At 42.8% G+C, this 16,299-nt stretch carries 15 protein-coding genes; 12 read left to right on the top strand and 3 right to left on the bottom strand.

The genetic code is table 11. From position 1 onward, the window contains the following. The first annotated feature begins 23 nt into the window (after positions 1-23). The 4 genes from WKK05_RS38835 to WKK05_RS38850 all read left to right on the top strand — a co-directional run bounded on the left by WKK05_RS38835 (position 24) and on the right by WKK05_RS38850 (position 9,021). Positions 24-2,954 (top strand): S-layer family protein, encoded by a 2,931-nt coding sequence (locus tag WKK05_RS38835; RefSeq protein ID WP_341531860.1) that lies wholly within the window; start codon positions 24-26, stop codon positions 2,952-2,954. Continuing rightward, positions 2,944-4,737 (top strand): ShlB/FhaC/HecB family hemolysin secretion/activation protein, encoded by a 1,794-nt coding sequence (locus tag WKK05_RS38840; protein WP_341531861.1) that lies wholly within the window; start codon positions 2,944-2,946, stop codon positions 4,735-4,737. Before WKK05_RS38835 ends, WKK05_RS38840 begins: the two co-directional genes overlap by 11 nt. Positions 4,738-4,905: 168 nt before the next feature. Continuing rightward, the gene (locus WKK05_RS38845) at positions 4,906-7,497 is read left to right on the top strand and encodes a CHAT domain-containing protein (RefSeq protein WP_341531862.1); all 2,592 of its coding nucleotides are present in this window, start codon (positions 4,906-4,908) and stop codon (positions 7,495-7,497) included. Positions 7,498-7,863: 366 nt separating this feature from the next. Continuing rightward, the gene (locus WKK05_RS38850) at positions 7,864-9,021 is read left to right on the top strand and encodes a filamentous hemagglutinin N-terminal domain-containing protein (protein ID WP_341531863.1); all 1,158 of its coding nucleotides are present in this window, start codon (positions 7,864-7,866) and stop codon (positions 9,019-9,021) included. Between the two features lie 293 nt (positions 9,022-9,314). On the opposite strand, the gene WKK05_RS38855 is transcribed toward WKK05_RS38850, so the two are convergent. The 3 genes from WKK05_RS38855 to WKK05_RS38865 form a co-directional block, all read right to left on the bottom strand. Beyond that, a complete protein-coding gene (locus WKK05_RS38855; protein WP_341531864.1) occupies positions 9,315-10,562 on the bottom strand; it encodes a hypothetical protein in 1,248 nt (415 codons plus the stop codon). Between the two features lie 228 nt (positions 10,563-10,790). After that, the gene (locus WKK05_RS38860; RefSeq protein WP_341531865.1) at positions 10,791-12,389 is read right to left on the bottom strand and encodes a hypothetical protein; all 1,599 of its coding nucleotides are present in this window, start codon (positions 12,387-12,389) and stop codon (positions 10,791-10,793) included. 174 nt (positions 12,390-12,563) lie between these two features. After that, positions 12,564-12,890: a helix-turn-helix transcriptional regulator gene (locus WKK05_RS38865; protein ID WP_341531866.1), complete on the bottom strand. Its 327-nt coding sequence runs from the start codon at positions 12,888-12,890 to the stop codon at positions 12,564-12,566. 123 nt (positions 12,891-13,013) lie between these two features. On the opposite strand from WKK05_RS38865, the gene WKK05_RS38870 reads away from it, so the two are divergent. From WKK05_RS38870 to WKK05_RS38905, 8 genes are all read left to right on the top strand, one after another. Continuing rightward, on the top strand, positions 13,014-13,151 hold the full coding sequence (locus tag WKK05_RS38870) for a hypothetical protein (RefSeq protein WP_341531867.1): 138 nt from the start codon (positions 13,014-13,016) through the stop codon (positions 13,149-13,151). A 35-nt stretch (positions 13,152-13,186) separates the two neighbouring features. Continuing rightward, the gene (locus tag WKK05_RS38875) at positions 13,187-14,308 is read left to right on the top strand and encodes a hypothetical protein (protein ID WP_341531868.1); all 1,122 of its coding nucleotides are present in this window, start codon (positions 13,187-13,189) and stop codon (positions 14,306-14,308) included. A gap of 84 nt (positions 14,309-14,392) precedes the next feature. After that, entirely contained in the window at positions 14,393-14,596 is a 204-nt protein-coding gene (locus WKK05_RS38880; protein ID WP_341531869.1) for a hypothetical protein, read from the top strand. Between the two features lie 59 nt (positions 14,597-14,655). Continuing rightward, complete coding sequence (locus WKK05_RS38885; RefSeq protein WP_341531870.1) at positions 14,656-14,856, top strand: hypothetical protein; 201 nt, start codon at positions 14,656-14,658, stop codon at positions 14,854-14,856. Further along, positions 14,853-15,182, top strand: a complete 330-nt coding sequence (locus tag WKK05_RS38890) for a hypothetical protein (RefSeq protein ID WP_341531871.1) — start codon at positions 14,853-14,855, stop codon at positions 15,180-15,182. The genes WKK05_RS38885 and WKK05_RS38890 overlap by 4 nt, the downstream gene beginning before the upstream one ends. A 13-nt stretch (positions 15,183-15,195) precedes the next feature. Next, the gene (locus WKK05_RS38895; protein ID WP_341531872.1) at positions 15,196-15,462 is read left to right on the top strand and encodes a hypothetical protein; all 267 of its coding nucleotides are present in this window, start codon (positions 15,196-15,198) and stop codon (positions 15,460-15,462) included. A 28-nt stretch (positions 15,463-15,490) separates the two neighbouring features. Beyond that, entirely contained in the window at positions 15,491-15,694 is a 204-nt protein-coding gene (locus WKK05_RS38900; RefSeq protein WP_341531873.1) for a hypothetical protein, read from the top strand. A 172-nt stretch (positions 15,695-15,866) separates the two neighbouring features. Continuing rightward, positions 15,867-16,223, top strand: coding sequence for a hypothetical protein (locus tag WKK05_RS38905; protein WP_341531874.1), 357 nt, complete (start codon positions 15,867-15,869; stop codon positions 16,221-16,223). Positions 16,224-16,299 lie beyond the last annotated feature (76 nt).

Here is a 16,299-nt window from a genome sequence, read left to right on the forward strand (position 1 = left end):
AGACGGGTAACAGGATGGGTGCAATGTCAGGAATAACTCAAGATTGGTGGTGGGGTTGTAGTTTGGTAATGGGAGGTATGCTAATTGCTTCTTCGCCAGAGTACGTTTTTGCTCAAATTACCCCGGATGGTACTTTGCCTAATAATTCCATCGTTACACCAGATGGTAGCACTCTCAATATTACTGGAGGAACACGAGCAGGTAAAAACTTGTTTCACAGCTTTGGCGAGTTTTCTGTTCCTACTGGCGGTACTGCTTCTTTTAATAATGCTCTTGATATTCAGAATATTATTAGCCGAGTAACAGGTGGGTCAGCTTCTAATATTGATGGGATAATCAGCACTAAGGGTACAGCTAACCTATTTCTGATAAATCCCAACGGCATTATTTTTGGTCAGAATGCTCAATTAAATGTTGGTGGCTCTTTTATTGCGACTACAGCCAATGCGATTGGATTTGGCAATTTAGGTTTTTTCAGTGCTACTAATCCAGAAGTGCCTTCACTGTTGCTAACGGTCAACCCTTCCGCTCTGTTATTTAATCAAATTGCAGCAGCGCCGATTCAAAATAACTCACAAGCACAAGGAGCAGAATTAGACCCGTCAAAAAATTTTACTCCTGAAGGTCTACGTGTTCCTGATGGTAAAAGTTTGCTGCTTGTAGGTGGCAACGTTAGCATGAATGGCGGCGGATTGTTTGCTTTTGGTGGTCGAGTTGAGTTGGGAGGATTGGCAGAACCTGGAACTGTAGGAATTGATCTGAATGGCAACAATTTGAGTTTGAATTTTCCTGATAGTGTATTACGAGCAAATGTGTCTCTTAGGGGTGCTAATGTAAATGTACGCGCAGCCAATGGCGGAAGTATCGCCATCAACGCCAGAAACTTAAAGATTTTGCGAGGAAGTCAACTGCGGGCAGGAATAGGAAGAGGGCTAGGGGGATCTAACGTAAAAGCTGGAGATATTGTAATTAATGCTACAGAGACATTCACTATTGCTGATGCTGACACTTTTGTTTCTAATGCAGTGCTAACAGAGGCAAAAGGCAAAGGAGGTGATGTCCAAATATCGGCGGGGTCGTTGTCTGTTAACGGTGGTGCTCAGCTGTATGCTGGCACTTACGGACAAGGAGATACAGGTAGCGTAACTATTAATGTCCGTGATACAGCTTCCTTTGATGGAGAAAACCAAAAAGCTCGTAGTTTGAACAGTGGTGCATTTAGCAAAGTGGAATCATCTGGCATCGGTCAGGGGGGTAATGTCAATCTTCAAGCAAGGTTACTCACACTAACCAATGGTGCTGTACTAGAAGCCAATACCGTAGGAAAGGGAAATGCGGGTGCTGTAAATATTCATGCCCGTGATATTGTCATTGATGGGCAAAGTACCCTATTAGAAAGTAGTGGTGTATACAGCCAGGTTGAAACAGCATATTACCCTGCGTACCGCCAAGGCGTGGGTCAGGGAGGTGATATCAACATCACAGCCGATTCGCTTTCTGTCACTAATGGTGGTGTTATAACTACCAGCACTCTTGGGCGGGGGGATGCAGGTAAGGTGTTCATCAACGCTCGCGATATCGTCTTTAACGGGATGGGTAGATTCGATAAAAATAAAAAAATCAGACAATCCAGTGCTGCTACGAGCGCTGTCAGAGATATTGGCGTGGGTCAGGGGGGCAGTGTAAATGTTACAGCAGAGTCGCTAAGAGTAAGCAATGGCGCTTCTTTAAGTACCAGTACCTTGGGGCAGGGAAGTGCGGGAAACGTGTTCATTAACGCCCACAATATTGTCTTGGATGGAGTAGGCTCATATTTGAATGAAGTGCAACCGTATTTCTTACCCAGTGGTGTATATAGCCAGATGGAAACAGAATATGTGGGTCAGGGGGGCAGTATAAATATTACAGCGGATTCACTTTCTGCCACTAATGGTGCTGTCATAACTACCAGTACTGTTGGACGGGGAGATGCAGGAAACGTATTCATCAGTGCCCGCGATATTGTCATTGATGGGATGGATAGGAACGGATTTTCTAGTGGAGTCTTCAGCACAGCAGACAAGGAAGCCATAGGTAATGGTGGTTACATAGACATCTCTACCAGTTCACTTTCTATCAGCAATGGTGCTAAAGTCTCTACCATTAGTCAAGGGAATAATAACGCGGCAGGCAGTATAAAAGTTGCAGCACGCTCTATCCGGTTGGATAACGGAGTTGCGATCATAGCCGAAACTGCCTCTGGTAAAAGTGGCAATATTACCTTAGAAAATCATCGGGAAAATCTAGATTTGTTATTAATTCGCCGTAGCAGTAGAATTTCTACAACCGCAGGCATTGAAAACCAGGGTGGAGACGGTGGAAACATCACTATCAATGCTCCTCATGGCTTTATTATTGCTGTCCCCAATGAAAATAGTGATATTACTGCTAATGCTTTCACAGGTAGGGGAGGGAACGTTAAAATCAGCGCTTTTGGTGTTTACGGCACTCAATTTCGAGACAAAGAAAACCCACAAACAAGCGATATCACTGCTAGTTCCCAGTTTGGCATTAACGGTACTGTAGAACTAAATACTCCAGATATCGACCCTAACAGTGGCTTGGTTGAATTGCCAATAATACCAGTTGACACTCAGGTAGCCCAAGGCTGTTATAGTCCAGGTTACGCCCAAAACCGATTTGTGATTACTGGACGCGGCGGTTTACCAGCCAATCCGAAAGACATACTCACTCCTGATGCGCCACAAATAGATTGGGTGTCTTTTAAACCTAGTAGCAGTAACCGCTCTCTACCACCTGTCACTATTAAACCAACTATCTCTACTCCTCAACGGATTGTTGAAGCTACAGGCGCAACGTTGAATGCCAAAGGTCAAATAGTCCTCAGTGCTAATTCATCCACCGCTACTCCTCGCACTTTCAAGCAAAACCCAATTCAGTGTAATGGTCGCTAAAGTTACTCAAACTTTTGTTGCCCCCTGCTTACTCGTATTGCTCAGTAGTTTGACAACTACACCTAGCAGGGCGCAGATAATAAATCGTGTACAACTACCTCAAAACAATTCTCCCACAAGTCAACAACTCCCGCCGCCGCAGGATGTCCAACCACCTTCACCTAAAATACCACCAATACCGTCTCCACCATCCCAACTACCACCTCCATCCGAATTACTCAAACCAGATCAACTCCTGCCCCCATTAGATGAACCGCTGACTACAACACCGCAAATTTTTACTGTTAAACAGTTTGAAGTCATTGGGAGTACAGTATTTAGTCCAGACAAATTAAATCAAGTATTTGCTGGCTTGATTAACAAACCAATAACATTTGCACAATTATTAGAAGCTCGTTCCAAAATTACCGAACTTTATATTAATGCGGGATACGTCACTTCTGGAGCTTATATTCCTGAACAAACTCTCACTGACGGTGTTGTTCAAATCCAGGTAATTGAAGGGAAATTAGAGGATATTCAGATAACTGGAACTAGGCGGCTCAACCCTAACTATATTCGCAGCCGTATAGCTAATGGCGCATCTGCCCCTTTAAATCAAAAACGCCTACTAGAGTCTCTGCAACTATTACAACTTAACCCTTTAATTCAAAACTTGTCCGCTGAATTATCTGCTGGCTCACGTCCTGGCGCTAATTTGTTGGCTATTAAAGTAACAGAAGCAGATACATTCAATGTACAAACAGTATTTGACAATGGTCGTTCCCCTAGTATTGGTAGTTTCCGACGACAACTACAAGTTAACGAAGCCAACTTGCTAGGATTTGGAGATAGTACATCGTTAGCATACAGCAATACTGATGGCAGTAATACCATAGACGCCAGCTACAGCTTGCCTGTCAACCCCCGCAATGGTACTCTTACCTTCAGCTATGGCAACACATCAGCTAATATCATTGAACGTCCTTTCAATAAACTAGATATCGAATCAGCTTCTCAATATTATGAACTGACATTTCGGCAGCCTTTAGTGCAAACTCCTAACCAAGAATTCGCTTTAGGAGTCACGGCTTCTCGCAGAGAAAGTGATATTTCCTCCTCTGTGCTAGAACAGGAGGATATCCCCCTTTATCTACTTTCACCAGGGGCTGATGCAGAAGGGAACACTCGTGTTTCTGCGTTGCGGTTTTTTCAAGAGTGGACTCTTCGCAATAGTCAAGAGGTAATTGCGGCTCGTTCCCAATTTAGTCTGGGAACTGGTGCCTTTAATGCCACAGTTAATGAGAATGACCCTGATAGCCGCTTCTTTGCTTGGCGAGGACAAGCACAATGGGTACGCCTGTTAGCTCCTGATACTTTATTATTAATTCGTGGCGATGTGCAAGTGGCTTCTACAACACTTTTAGCTTCAGAACAATTTGGTTTAGGTGGTATCGATAGTGTACGAGGGTATCGTCAAGATTTACTATTAGCAGATAATGGTGCTCTTGCTTCTGTTGAGTTACGGCTACCAATTGTGCGTGTACCACAATGGAATGGAATTATGCAAGTTACTCCATTTGTTGATATTGGCACTGCTTGGAACAATTCATCGAGTAGAGAAGAGAATAATACTAATACTACTAATACTCTAGCTTCTATTGGTTTAGGTTTGCGTTGGTTACAAGGGAATAACTTTACTGCTGCTGTTGAATGGGGTATCCCTTTAATTTCTGTTGATACTCAAGGTAATACATGGCAAGATAACGGTTTGTATTTTTTTGTACAATATAACCCGTTTTAACCTTATACGAAGGAGCGAATACGTGATGTTAAAAACACCGAAATTTTAGCAAACGTTACTTTTTCGTTGCTAGGACATTACTCCAGACAAACGTAATATTACTAGTTGTTTATAAGAGTAAATTATCAGAAATACATCTAAAATAAAATCTATAATTCTATAATATATATGAAATTTTTCAAATATTTATTATTATCATTGTTTACTGTATTTTTGTGTGTACTTGGTTCGGTTTTTGCTAATGACCATATTTCCTTAACAACAGCTTTTGCCAAATCTAAAATTATATCTGATACTGTTCTAGCAACAAAGCCTGTCGTTAACCAAGCCCAGATTTTCAGTTTAGTGCAGCAAAGTCAAGCACTTTATGGAGGGGGACAATTTGTAGAAGCAGTACAACTTCTAAAAAAAGCAGTAGATGAATTTAAAGCTACTAATGATGTATTGAACGAAGTTATAGCTTTGACTAACCTTTCTTTAGCTTATCAGCAATTAGGACGATGGGTTGAAGCCAATGAAGCGATCGCACAAAGTATTAAACTATTGCAAACTTTCAAATTGTCAGATTCTTCGCAAGAACAATCCCAAGTCTTTGCTCAAGCTTTAGATGTTCGCGGTGGGCTGGAATTAGCACAAGGACAAACTGAATCAGCTCTAAGTACTTGGCAAGAAGCGGCTAAAATCTATCAAAACTTGGATGATATATCAGCGCTGGCTCGCAATCGTATTAATCAAGCCCAAGCAATGCAAGCTTTGGGAAATTATCTACAAGCAGATAAGACTTTAACTTCGGTACGAGAAAATCTCCAAAAACAACCAGATTCTCCTGTAAAAGCTACAGGATTGTATAGCTTAGGAAATGTCTTGCGAAGTTTGGGTTATTTAAATGACTCACACAAAACCCTAGAAGAAAGTTATTCTGTGGCTAAACGGGCAGGAGATGTACTCGCCCAAAGTAATGCTTTATTGAGTTTAGGTAATACAGCTCGCGCTCAAATTTATGCTCAATTGAGTTTGGGTGACTCAAGCAGTGCAAAAGCTTACGCCAAAACAGCAATCCAATATTATCAGCAAGCAGTACAGATTGTATCTGCGACGCCTACTGTGCGCCTCCAATCCCAATTGAATTTATTAAGACTGTTGATAGAGCAACAGGAAGTTAGCACAGCAAAAGCTTTATTGCCATCAATTCAGTCGGGGATAGACAATTTGCCTCCAAGTCGAACGGCTGTTAACTACCGGATTAATTTTGCTCAAAGTCTGAGCAAAATGACACAAAGCTCAGTTGAGCCAAAAAATGTTGCTAAAATGCTAGCCCAAGCTGTGCAAGTGGCTAAGAGTTTAAAAGATCAACGAACCGAATCTTATGCTCTTGGTACTCTTGGTGAACTGTACGAACAAACCGGACAGTTAGCTGATGCCAGAGGTCTTACACAGCAAGCTTTGGTGGAGGCTGAGTCCATTGATGCCCAAGATATTGCTTATCAATGGCATTGGCAGATGGGACGGATACTGCAAAAACAATCCGATATTCCAGCAGCAACAGATGCTTATAGTCGAGCTTATAACGCTCTCAAGTCCCTTCGGAATGATTTAGTTGCAATAAATCCTGATGTACAATTTTCTTTCCGTGAGAGCATAGAACCTGTATATCGACAGTATGTTGATTTACTATTACAACTTCCGGAAAATACGGTTCAAAAGCCAGATAATCTCGTTCAAGCTCGTCAGGTAATTGAATCTCTCCAGTTAGCAGAGTTAGATAATTTCTTTCGTTCACCTTGTTTGCTACCAAGAGTTGACCTTGATAAGTTAGTTGAAAAGGAAAAATCCACAGCTGTTATCTATCCAATTATTTTAGATAACCGATTAGAGATTATTACTAGGCTACCAGGGCAAGATACAATCTCCCGTCAAACAGCTAAAGTCCCTAAAGGTGTATTAGAAAAAACTGTAGAACAACTACAGAAAGATTTACCTGTTGCTAGCCGAGAGCCTGATGTTAAGCAGCGCTCACAACAGTTATATGACTGGCTAATTAGACCAATTGAATCAGATTTGGCAAACAAGGGTATAACATCCTTAGTATTTGTGCTGGATGGTTCTTTGCGGAATATCCCGATGGCAATTCTTTATGATCAACAACAGCAGAAATACCTCATAGAAAAGTATGCTATTTCTTTGATGCCTGGGCTACAACTGCTTGCCCCTAAACCTTTACAAAATGTACGGCTAAACGTTTTAATCGCTGGGGTTGAGCAAGAACGAGTGATTGAAGGTAAATCTTTTCCAGAACTTTTAAATGTTACTCAGGAATTAAAACAAGTTCAATCTGAAGTTAAATCAAGTAAACAACTCTTAAATCAACAGTTCACTAAAGCTAATCTACAAAAGCAAATTCAATCTACTCCCTTCTCGGTAGTGCATCTAGCTACTCATGGCCAATTTAGTTCAGATATTGAACAAACCTATATTCTGACCTGGGATAGCTTACTGAAAGTTAGGGAGTTAGATAGTTTACTACGGGCTAGAGGTGAAAGCCGACCAGAAACAATTGAATTACTTGTCCTTAGTGCCTGTAAAACCGCTACTGGAGATAAACGAGCTGCTTTAGGATTAGCTGGAGTTGCTGTGCGAGCAGGCGCACGTAGTACATTAGCTACTTTGTGGACAATTGATGATGAATCTACTACTGACTTTATGAGTGAATTATATCGGCAGTTGGATGCTAGGCTGTTGACTTTGGCTATTTTTCGGTAGTTTCCCGAAAAATTATTCGTGCTGGTTTGTACTTGTATGAAAGCGCTGGTGACAGCCATCTTTACGCCAAAATAAAAAACACAGTTTTTGCATGAAGTCTTGTGGGCTAAAGGGTACAGAGTCAACAGCCTAGTTGGATGCTGGGGTAACTAAAGCCCAAGCTCTGCAACGCGCCCAACTTGCGATTCTAGCTAAAGAGAATCGTCCGTATTTTTGGGCCCCTTATGTTCTTCTGGGCAATTGGTTGTAATTTTTAATCATAAAGAATAAAGGTGTCAGTCGCCAGAATGAGTGAGTTACCTTAATTCTCTAATTGTTACAAAAGAGTGCATCTTTTAGAAAGCTTAGGGGGTCACGATGTTTGGGATGACTAATCCTTGTTTTTTAGGAATGGTGATTGGAGGTGCGATCGCTTTCGGGGCAAATTGTGCTTCTGCTCAAATTACCCCGGATGGTACTTTGCCTAATAATTCTATCGTTACACCCGATGGCAGCACTCTCAATATCACTGGAGGAACACAAGCAGGAAGTAATTTGTTTCACAGCTTTGGCGAGTTTTCTGTTCCTACTGGTGGTACTGCTTCTTTTAATAATGCTCTTGATATTCAAAATATCATCAGTCGAGTAACGGGTGGGTCAGTTTCTAACATTGACGGGATAATCAGCACTAAAGGTACAGCTAACCTATTTCTGATAAATCCCAACGGCATTATTTTTGGTCAGAATGCTCAATTAAATGTTGGTGGCTCTTTTATTGCGACTACAGCGAATGCACTGCAATTTGGAGATATTGGATTTTTTAGTGCTACTGAGAAAAATATCCCTTCACGCTTATTGACTGTTAATCCTTCAGCATTGCTGTTTAATCAAATTAATCAAAACGCTGAGATTAAAAATAATTCAGTTGCATTTGCAGGAAAAGATCCAGCAGGCTTTGATGCATTTGGTTTACGAGTACCGGATGGTGAGAGTTTACTCTTGGTAGGTGGTAATATCAGCATGAGTGGAAAATTAAATGCTTTTGGTGGACGAGTTGAATTAGGAGGGTTAGGCGAACCTGGTACTGTAGCGCTGGGTATAGATGAAGCAGGTATATTTTTAGCTGGGGCTGGTGGGGGTAATATTGAAATAAAACCTATAGAATTTGTAGAAGTTAATATCCGCTTGATTGAGTTTCAGTTTCCAAGAATATCAGTTGATACTGAGGTAATACGAGGTTGCTATAGTCCAGGCTACGCCCAAAATCGGTTTGTGATCACTGGACGCGGCGGTTTCCCAGCCAATCCTAAAGACATTCTCACTCCTGATGCGCCACAAATAGATTGGGTGTCTTTTAAACCCAGTAACAACAACCGCTCCCTACCACCTGTCACTATTAAACCAACTATCTCTGCTCCTCAACGGATTGTTGAAGCCACAGGTGCGATGCTCAATGCTAAAGGTCAAATAGTTCTCAGCGCTAATTCATCTAACATTACTCCTCATACTGCAAGACAGAACCCAATTCAGTGTCATGGTAGCTAATACCCCTGCATCGGATACCGCCTCATTGTCTCTTGCAATTCCACAGCCTCGACCAAGGCGCGTATACACTAACCCTGACATTGCTAATCGCAATCGCAATCGCAATCGCAATCGCAATCGCAATCCTCTCCTGCTTTGCCCACTCAAATGGAGCAATTACATTAGATTTCCTCTGTGCCGCTTCTGGCTTTAGGGAGAAATACAACCTTTGGTGATTTGATTCCCTTACTTGTTCATAGTGCCTGTTTTAAAGTTAGCGATTGCATGAAGCATTGCTATACTGGGCAATAACGTTACCCCTCCCAATCGAGCAACACCCCATCCACAATCGCAACACCCCACTGTGGAAACTTTATCAGCAATTTCTTGATCACTATCACTAGTGCCGGATCATCCCAGCACGAGAGCAAGAACTCAAAGCCTGGATTCTGTCCCGAAGTGCTTGCCACCTTGAGTTTCTGCATACGCTCCGGTCGCATATTTGACCGCGCAACAATCGCCTCATGCGACCATTTTTCGGGATTTACGACGCGTGCGGCGGAACCAGTGCCTTCATAACAGTCTTTCACTTCAACACCAAAGGCTTGGTTTTCTCCTGACAACAAAACTGAATTTCCCTGTTCTACCTGCCCCTGAGTTTGATTAGTGTAGAGGTGAAACGGCTTATCGTTAGACATCGCTAAACTTGAAGAAAATTCATTTTGGGCAACGGACGCGGTGGAACAAGCACCTTCATGAGGGAATATCGCTTCAACGCCACAGTCCTGATTATCAGCCAATAACGGAGCAGGTTGACTCTGTGCAGTATTCACAAGCGCTAGCGTTGGCGCAGCCTCTCGTAGAGATGTACAGTCCGTTACCGCAGGTAACTCAACTTCATTCTCTGACACGCTTTGAACAGACTGAGGCGACGCGACCCCCAAGGGCGCGTGAGCCGTCTCACAAGAGGGCAAAATCTCATAAAGCGTATCAGAGATACATCTCACAAACTCATTTGATGAGTTTGTGAGATGTTCCTGAGTAGTTCGTGAGGGTTGTTGAAACGCTTGCTCTGACTGGGTTTCGCCTGAAATAGACGCTTCGTATAAATAACGGATTTCTTCGGAGCCAGCATCTTTCTCTAAAATCTCAGTATTTGGTTCTTGTTTTTGAGAATCTGGTTGTTGGTTTTCAGAATTGGCTTTCTCCCAAAACTCCTTCATTCTGCTACCATGCAAATTCCGTACCATCCAGCGCACAGTTTCTCGGCCATCCTGAATCGACTTGTCAGGCTTGAAGATGAACAGCCCACTTTCAGCTAGAATTTTCTTTGCAGAGATAAAAGTACTGTAGCTAAGAGCAGTAGTCAGCGGCATCCACCGAGAACCATAGGGGTCAGCCGTCCACGCCTCCTGCCACAATTGTGTCACTGAGGGTTTTTGTTGCGATGCCCACAGCATATCTTCTATGGGAATAATCACATGAAGCCTTTTATATGGTGACTGTGGAATACTTGCGGCGGCAGACTTTTTGGACTTGGGACGAGTGATAGTTGCAGTCATTTTTCAACCTCTTATTTATGTTGACGCACGAAATTAATCTCCGCTATGGTCGCGGAGTTAAGTATTCATATTTATTTGTCTAAAAACTCACTCTCTGCTTTGGCAGTACAACTAGCAGGTTTGTTAAAATTTAGCTGTTGTCTACCAGAAAGCGGCGGGGACACATTTCAAAGGGTGATTGCAGAGTTTCTAACGCTTGCAATCGCTCTAGCCAAAAACCTCGTTTACTCAGGTATGTGGTTGCCAGAATCGCAACTCGTTCCTGGAATAAGTTTCAGTCTTTTTCAACTCATTACGCCAGTGTTCCCAGGCTACAACTACTGTTTCCCCTAGCTCTTCCACAACTTCACCCTTTTGCAAATACAGAGTTCGGTATGGGTCAGCATGAGCAACAATAGAACCGATGCCAATCGTGCGGGGTTCAGTAGATGAGTTTTCTAGAGATTTGATTAACTCTGTTTCCTGAGTGGTCAATTCCGCCCAGTAATCCGATTTAATTACCTCATATTCTTGGGCAACGCTCCGAAAATCTTGCCACGTACATCCAGCCTTGGACAACACTCGCCTAATATCGCTAACTGCCTGGGGCAGCATTTCCAACTGCTCGGCACGGTAGGCGATCGCCTGCGGTGTCGGTTCACTCCTCAGAATTATCGCCGCAGCTTCGAGCGCTTGGGTGTTGTTCATCGCGCTGGCCAGATTCTTCAAAGCCATGCCCATCAGCCGTAGACATTCCTGGGCGTTTTCTTTGGGTGGTTCCTGGGCAAGCGAGCGCAGGTCAATCGTCTTCTCCAGGGCAAGTTTCACCTGTTTGTTCAGTGCCTTGGTTGCTTGCTGGTTCATGGTGTTCCCCCACTGCTGGGTAGGACGTTGTTCTAAGGCGTTTTCTAACTCCTGAATACGTTGCTGCAATCGCTGATTCTCCAGTTCCAGTTGCCTCAACCCCTCCATCTCATCTAGGCGCTGCTGTAACTTTATGTTCTCTAACTTTTGCTGCTGGTAGAGTTTTTGGGATGATTCAAGTTGTTCTCTTATTTGTGCTTCGGCTCTGGCATTAGCTTCTGTTTGCAAGCCAATCCTCAACTCCTGCTCCAAGCGCTCTAGCTCCCGCCTGTGCTGTTCTTTTAGATCCGCAATCACTTCGGCATATTCTTTGGGGTATTTCCGATCACTCGAAAATGACGCAATTGTGTCATTTTCATCAGTCAAATCACGATTGTTTACCAGTAGTCTCTCGCCATCGCTGAAAGTGACAATTTGCTGTGAAGTGTTTGGTGCGTCTGCCTCAATCACTCCAGATTCGCCGTAACGGGGATGAGATTGTGATGAAACCCTGACCGTTTGACACAATTGCGTTTTGGGTTTTTCTTCTGTTGTGGTAGTATCAGCCGGATTTGACGTTTTAGGTACTACTTCCCTTACTGCTTTAGCGAAATCGGCGGCAGTGGGGAAGGGTTTTTCTTTGGAAGCGATCGCAACGACTTCTCGCAACTTGTCAGGTGTTTTAACTAACCGGAGCAGGGGACGGGTCTGGGATGGTTTAGTAATCTTTTCCCTGAGCGACTCTGGCAGAGTGTCAACCACCTTACTAGCAGCGAGCAAATCCCTGACGCGACGGTAACCGCCATATCTGGTAAGTTCTTTTTCGCAATAGCTTTCAAAACTGGTGTACCCAGCATCCTTGAAATAGCGGTTGTCTCGCATTAACTGCAATTCTTCTATTGCCTGCCACTCGAATCGATCAATGGCGGCTAAGGTATCGAGTATGCTGCTGTTGAGACTGCTGTAGTCGAATTCTGGCGTTTGTTCTGGCTCTAGTGTCAGCATTTTTCTTGCCCACTATGGTAAATGCTTGAAAATTGTGGTGTTGCAGTTTAACCAAAGTGAACTGGAGAGCTGATTTGAGTGGTTTTCCCAAAAATATGTCAGCATTGTAATAAGCTCACTTTGTCTTAACGGATTGAGCAGGCGATCGCAGTGCTTTGGTCGGCGGCGATCGCTTTATGCTGCAAGGCTTTGCATATTCGGTTTAGCAGTTTTTAAAGTTCCCTGGTTCAGACCAGGGAGTAACCCCATTTGTTGTGGAGTATCTTGTCTAGGGTTTGCCTCATCGTCAGGGATAAAAACGATCAAATCCCCAGGTTGGCATCCAAGAGCAACGCAAAGTCCATTAAGTCTTTCTCCTGTTAAGCGAGGCATTTCATCTGTTTTCCTCAGCCGGGAAACAGAGTTTTCGTCAATTCCAAGAAATGCTGCCAAGTCTTTGTTTTTGATGCGCTGCCTTGCCATCACTTCATTTAACTTCCAAACAATCATCTGCTTTTTCATGCGACACCTCCCTTAGTTTAATCCTCGTCTTGCTTGGATAAATCAACTACTAATCAGTATACATATTAGATAATGCTTTATCCAACTCAGATGTATATTAATAAATATTCTATAGGTAAATATATGATTGTTATTGATAAAATTCTACGTCTCATATATATTTATATATATGAGATAAAGATAAATAAACTGCCTGCACCTGAACACATCAAGCAAAAAGCGATCGCCTCGGTCTGGACAACTCAAGCGATCGCCTTTTAGATTTCCCACCCTCTACAGATGGAGTAACAAATATAATGACATACACCACATATACCCAACAACAGCTGCAACTCAAATCGATAGCTCGGCTCAAAGAAATCTACAGCCAGATTGGTGCTACCGTTGAAGTTACAGACAAGCGCTGCAAAGATGCCTGGGTGAAAGCAATCACCACTTACCAATCCTCCCAACTCCGCAAGGTCGATGAGCAAGCGATTGCCCAAGCCGAGCTAGAGCGTCACATCGAAGCACAAGTGCAAGCTGTAGCACCAGAAGAATTTACAGTTGTAGAAATCAGCTTTTACGATCACGAAATTTACGCCGCTTCAAAACTGATTGCAACTATAACTTACGACGACAGTCACTTGACTCAGCGTTGGGTAGCGATGGTCAATGGCAGAGAAGTGTTCCGCCGTGGCTGGTGGCAAAAGTGTTACAGCGATATTTGCTGGCACTACAAGCGGGGGACTTTATTCGCTCTGTTACCTGCCACTGCTCAATCATCAACTACTGAAGAACCCGCATCAGCAGACGACACCACAGAAATAACCACAGCAAAACAACCCCTGGTGGAATGGGACTTCAGCATTCCCAAGTGGAATTCACCTGCCGCCATCTGTCCCACCTGCAATGGAGGCGGCTGCGGCAACTGCAATTATCACGGCATCCGTGCAGTGGACTTGTGCCAGCCCCAAGACGACTATCGCCTGCACTACCTGGGACGCACTGATATTCAAACTGCTTACAATGTTTACAAGGGTGACGAACACCTGGGGATTGTGTTCAGAGTGCGTAACAGTGATTGCTTTTGGGAAAATGACTCAGCCGCGCATTATTGGCTGAGTCAAAAAGGTGTAAATTGTATCTCTGTAAAAGATGCTATCAAAGGTTTAAAACCAACGGAAGTTCATCTCGAACACAATACAGTATCTTCAAAGTCAGATTCTCTATTTGGAAGCTATTTAGCAGTGGAACAGCATACTGATGACGGGGTAAACTATAATTGTCAGACAGTACTTTCTATTCCCATCAGTATTAAGGAAAGGCAAGAATTTGACGCTTTTACTAATATAGATACAGATAATACTAGCACTATCCCTATGTGGAAGTGGATGCTAGAATTCGAGACTCAGACGGAAGAATTAATAGCAGCTTAAGAAAAGTGGGTAGGTATTTCAATTACCCACCCTTTACCACGCTAGATTATCTACTTGTAATAATTTATTCCTTGTTACCCACCAATGAAACCAGTTGAAATACTGAAAGATTTTAACTCGTGCTACGTGAAGATTCAGGCTGTAGCGCAGTCTCCAGAATGGCAGAAGTTGATTGCAGAGATGAAGATTGACCCAGAAGCGGCAACGCATTTAGGCGATGTACTGCATTATTTGGAAGTAGCAATAGGATGTGTAGATGAATGTATTAATCAGGAAAAGAAATCATGAATCTGTATGCATCCTAAAAAATCAATTGCATGAACTATACGTTATAAGGATAAAACATTATGCCGCGAAAGAACTCACATCCGACCTCACAAGACAGTTCTTCTCTATGCCTGCAATATATAAAGCGTTGTGGGGGCAGCGCAAGACTCAGTAGCATCCATTTTAGTATTGCGGTGATTCAAACACTGATAAATAACAACTTGGTAAAAATTACGAATACAGGTGCAGGAATTTATGTGGAGGTAAACGACGTAGCATGAGAACGCGCCAAACAATTCAATCAGCCTCTACCAAAATAGTTCTTCGCCGCCGTACTAGACGGAGATTTAACCCCAGAATTTTCATTGATCGAACTCTGGAAACAGCAGCAATTGTATCATTACTGACTACTGGATTGTCGGGAGTAGGAGCGATGGCTTGCTGGGGAATGGAGATTGTCGAAATGAATGCCAATCCCAACATAATTATCTCTGGTTGGCAGTACCAAAAAAACATCTGCCTCGGAGGAATGCTGGTGAGTTTTTCAGCTTTTTTGGGCAGTGCTTTGGTCGGAGCAGGCTTTAGTATTCACCAGGACAAATTTTAGGAGTAGCTGCTGTATGGAAATGAAACTGTCAACATCAGAGATTCGGGCTATTTTGCAGGGATGTCAATATACTTTGCGCTTCATAGGGAGCAGTAAGGATTATCGTCAGCTACAAGGGTCACCTGACTTTTCGACCTCGAATAATGTCTACCTGAAAGATGCAGTAAATATTTTGGGCGAGGTGTTAGAAGCCATTCTTGAAGTGGAACGTATCATTCATGACCAAAAAGAATCAGGAGAGGGCGATACAGATTTATCAGAGAGTAGCAGCACTTTTTAGCTCAAACAAATCAAAGGAGAATATTTTTATGAAACGAACTCACATTATCGCTTTTTGCATCACTGGAACAGCAACAGCTATTGCTATTGGGTATTTTGGTGTACAGTTTTTGGGGCGAAACACGATATATGCCATCAGTGGGGGAACTATTGGGCTGGGTATGGGTACATTGGGAATTCAAGTTTTGGAAAAGAAAAGGACAAAAGCAAAAAAATTGAGAGTAGTCGATTAAGTAAGCAAAAACTCTTTTAAGTTGAGAGGTAACGAGATATATTAGTACATAAGTATTATCTGCTGCCTCTCACGAAAGATTATTCAACCCCTACGAGGTAGAGCATATTTTATGCAAACATCATTTTTAATGCAACTAACACGGTTAAACCACATTACCAAGAGGAGAACAAATGAGCGATAACAAAAAAGTTTCTAGTTCTTTAACCCTACTAGAGCCGTCGCAACATATAGACTTGGAAAAGCTAGCATTTTTCCGGAGTCACCGTCAGATTAGGCGTTTGACAAGCCAACAGGTTTTAACAGAGCGCATATTTGAAATCATAACGATCACTTCGATTGTTTGTAGTAGTTTATTTGGAATAAGTACGCTCTCTTGCTGGGCGCTAGAAATCATGAGTGCTGAGGTTGTCCCAACGATAGAGAACCAACCAGATTGGCACAAAAACAAGCATATCTGTTTTGGTTGGATGTTAATTGCTTTGGGAAGCTTTTGTGGAAGTGCTACATTTAACCAAAAGGCTTCGTAGTCAATAGCAATAAATGAAGCTTTTAGGTAAAAACAAGTAGTCACCGCTTGATAATGGCTAGCTAATTAATAACAAT

The sequence above is a fragment of the Nostoc sp. UHCC 0302 genome (genome assembly GCF_038096175.1).
Taxonomy (GTDB): Bacteria; Cyanobacteriota; Cyanobacteriia; order Cyanobacteriales; family Nostocaceae; genus UHCC-0302.

Bases quoted from the DNA above. Each gene is read 5' to 3' on its own strand.
- WKK05_RS38835 (WP_341531860.1), top strand. From the start codon at position 24: ATGTCAGGAATAACTCAAGATTGGTGGTGGGGTTGTAGTTTGGTAATG.
- WKK05_RS38840 (WP_341531861.1), top strand. From the start codon at position 2,944: ATGGTCGCTAAAGTTACTCAAACTTTTGTTGCCCCCTGCTTACTCGTA.
- WKK05_RS38845 (WP_341531862.1), top strand. From the start codon at position 4,906: ATGAAATTTTTCAAATATTTATTATTATCATTGTTTACTGTATTTTTG.
- WKK05_RS38850 (WP_341531863.1), top strand. From the start codon at position 7,864: ATGACTAATCCTTGTTTTTTAGGAATGGTGATTGGAGGTGCGATCGCT.
- WKK05_RS38855 (WP_341531864.1), bottom strand. From the start codon at position 10,562: ATGACTGCAACTATCACTCGTCCCAAGTCCAAAAAGTCTGCCGCCGCA.
- WKK05_RS38860 (WP_341531865.1), bottom strand. From the start codon at position 12,389: ATGCTGACACTAGAGCCAGAACAAACGCCAGAATTCGACTACAGCAGT.
- WKK05_RS38865 (WP_341531866.1), bottom strand. From the start codon at position 12,890: ATGAAAAAGCAGATGATTGTTTGGAAGTTAAATGAAGTGATGGCAAGG.
- WKK05_RS38870 (WP_341531867.1), top strand. From the start codon at position 13,014: ATGATTGTTATTGATAAAATTCTACGTCTCATATATATTTATATATAT.
- WKK05_RS38875 (WP_341531868.1), top strand. From the start codon at position 13,187: ATGACATACACCACATATACCCAACAACAGCTGCAACTCAAATCGATA.
- WKK05_RS38880 (WP_341531869.1), top strand. From the start codon at position 14,393: ATGAAACCAGTTGAAATACTGAAAGATTTTAACTCGTGCTACGTGAAG.
- WKK05_RS38885 (WP_341531870.1), top strand. From the start codon at position 14,656: ATGCCGCGAAAGAACTCACATCCGACCTCACAAGACAGTTCTTCTCTA.
- WKK05_RS38890 (WP_341531871.1), top strand. From the start codon at position 14,853: ATGAGAACGCGCCAAACAATTCAATCAGCCTCTACCAAAATAGTTCTT.
- WKK05_RS38895 (WP_341531872.1), top strand. From the start codon at position 15,196: ATGGAAATGAAACTGTCAACATCAGAGATTCGGGCTATTTTGCAGGGA.
- WKK05_RS38900 (WP_341531873.1), top strand. From the start codon at position 15,491: ATGAAACGAACTCACATTATCGCTTTTTGCATCACTGGAACAGCAACA.
- WKK05_RS38905 (WP_341531874.1), top strand. From the start codon at position 15,867: ATGAGCGATAACAAAAAAGTTTCTAGTTCTTTAACCCTACTAGAGCCG.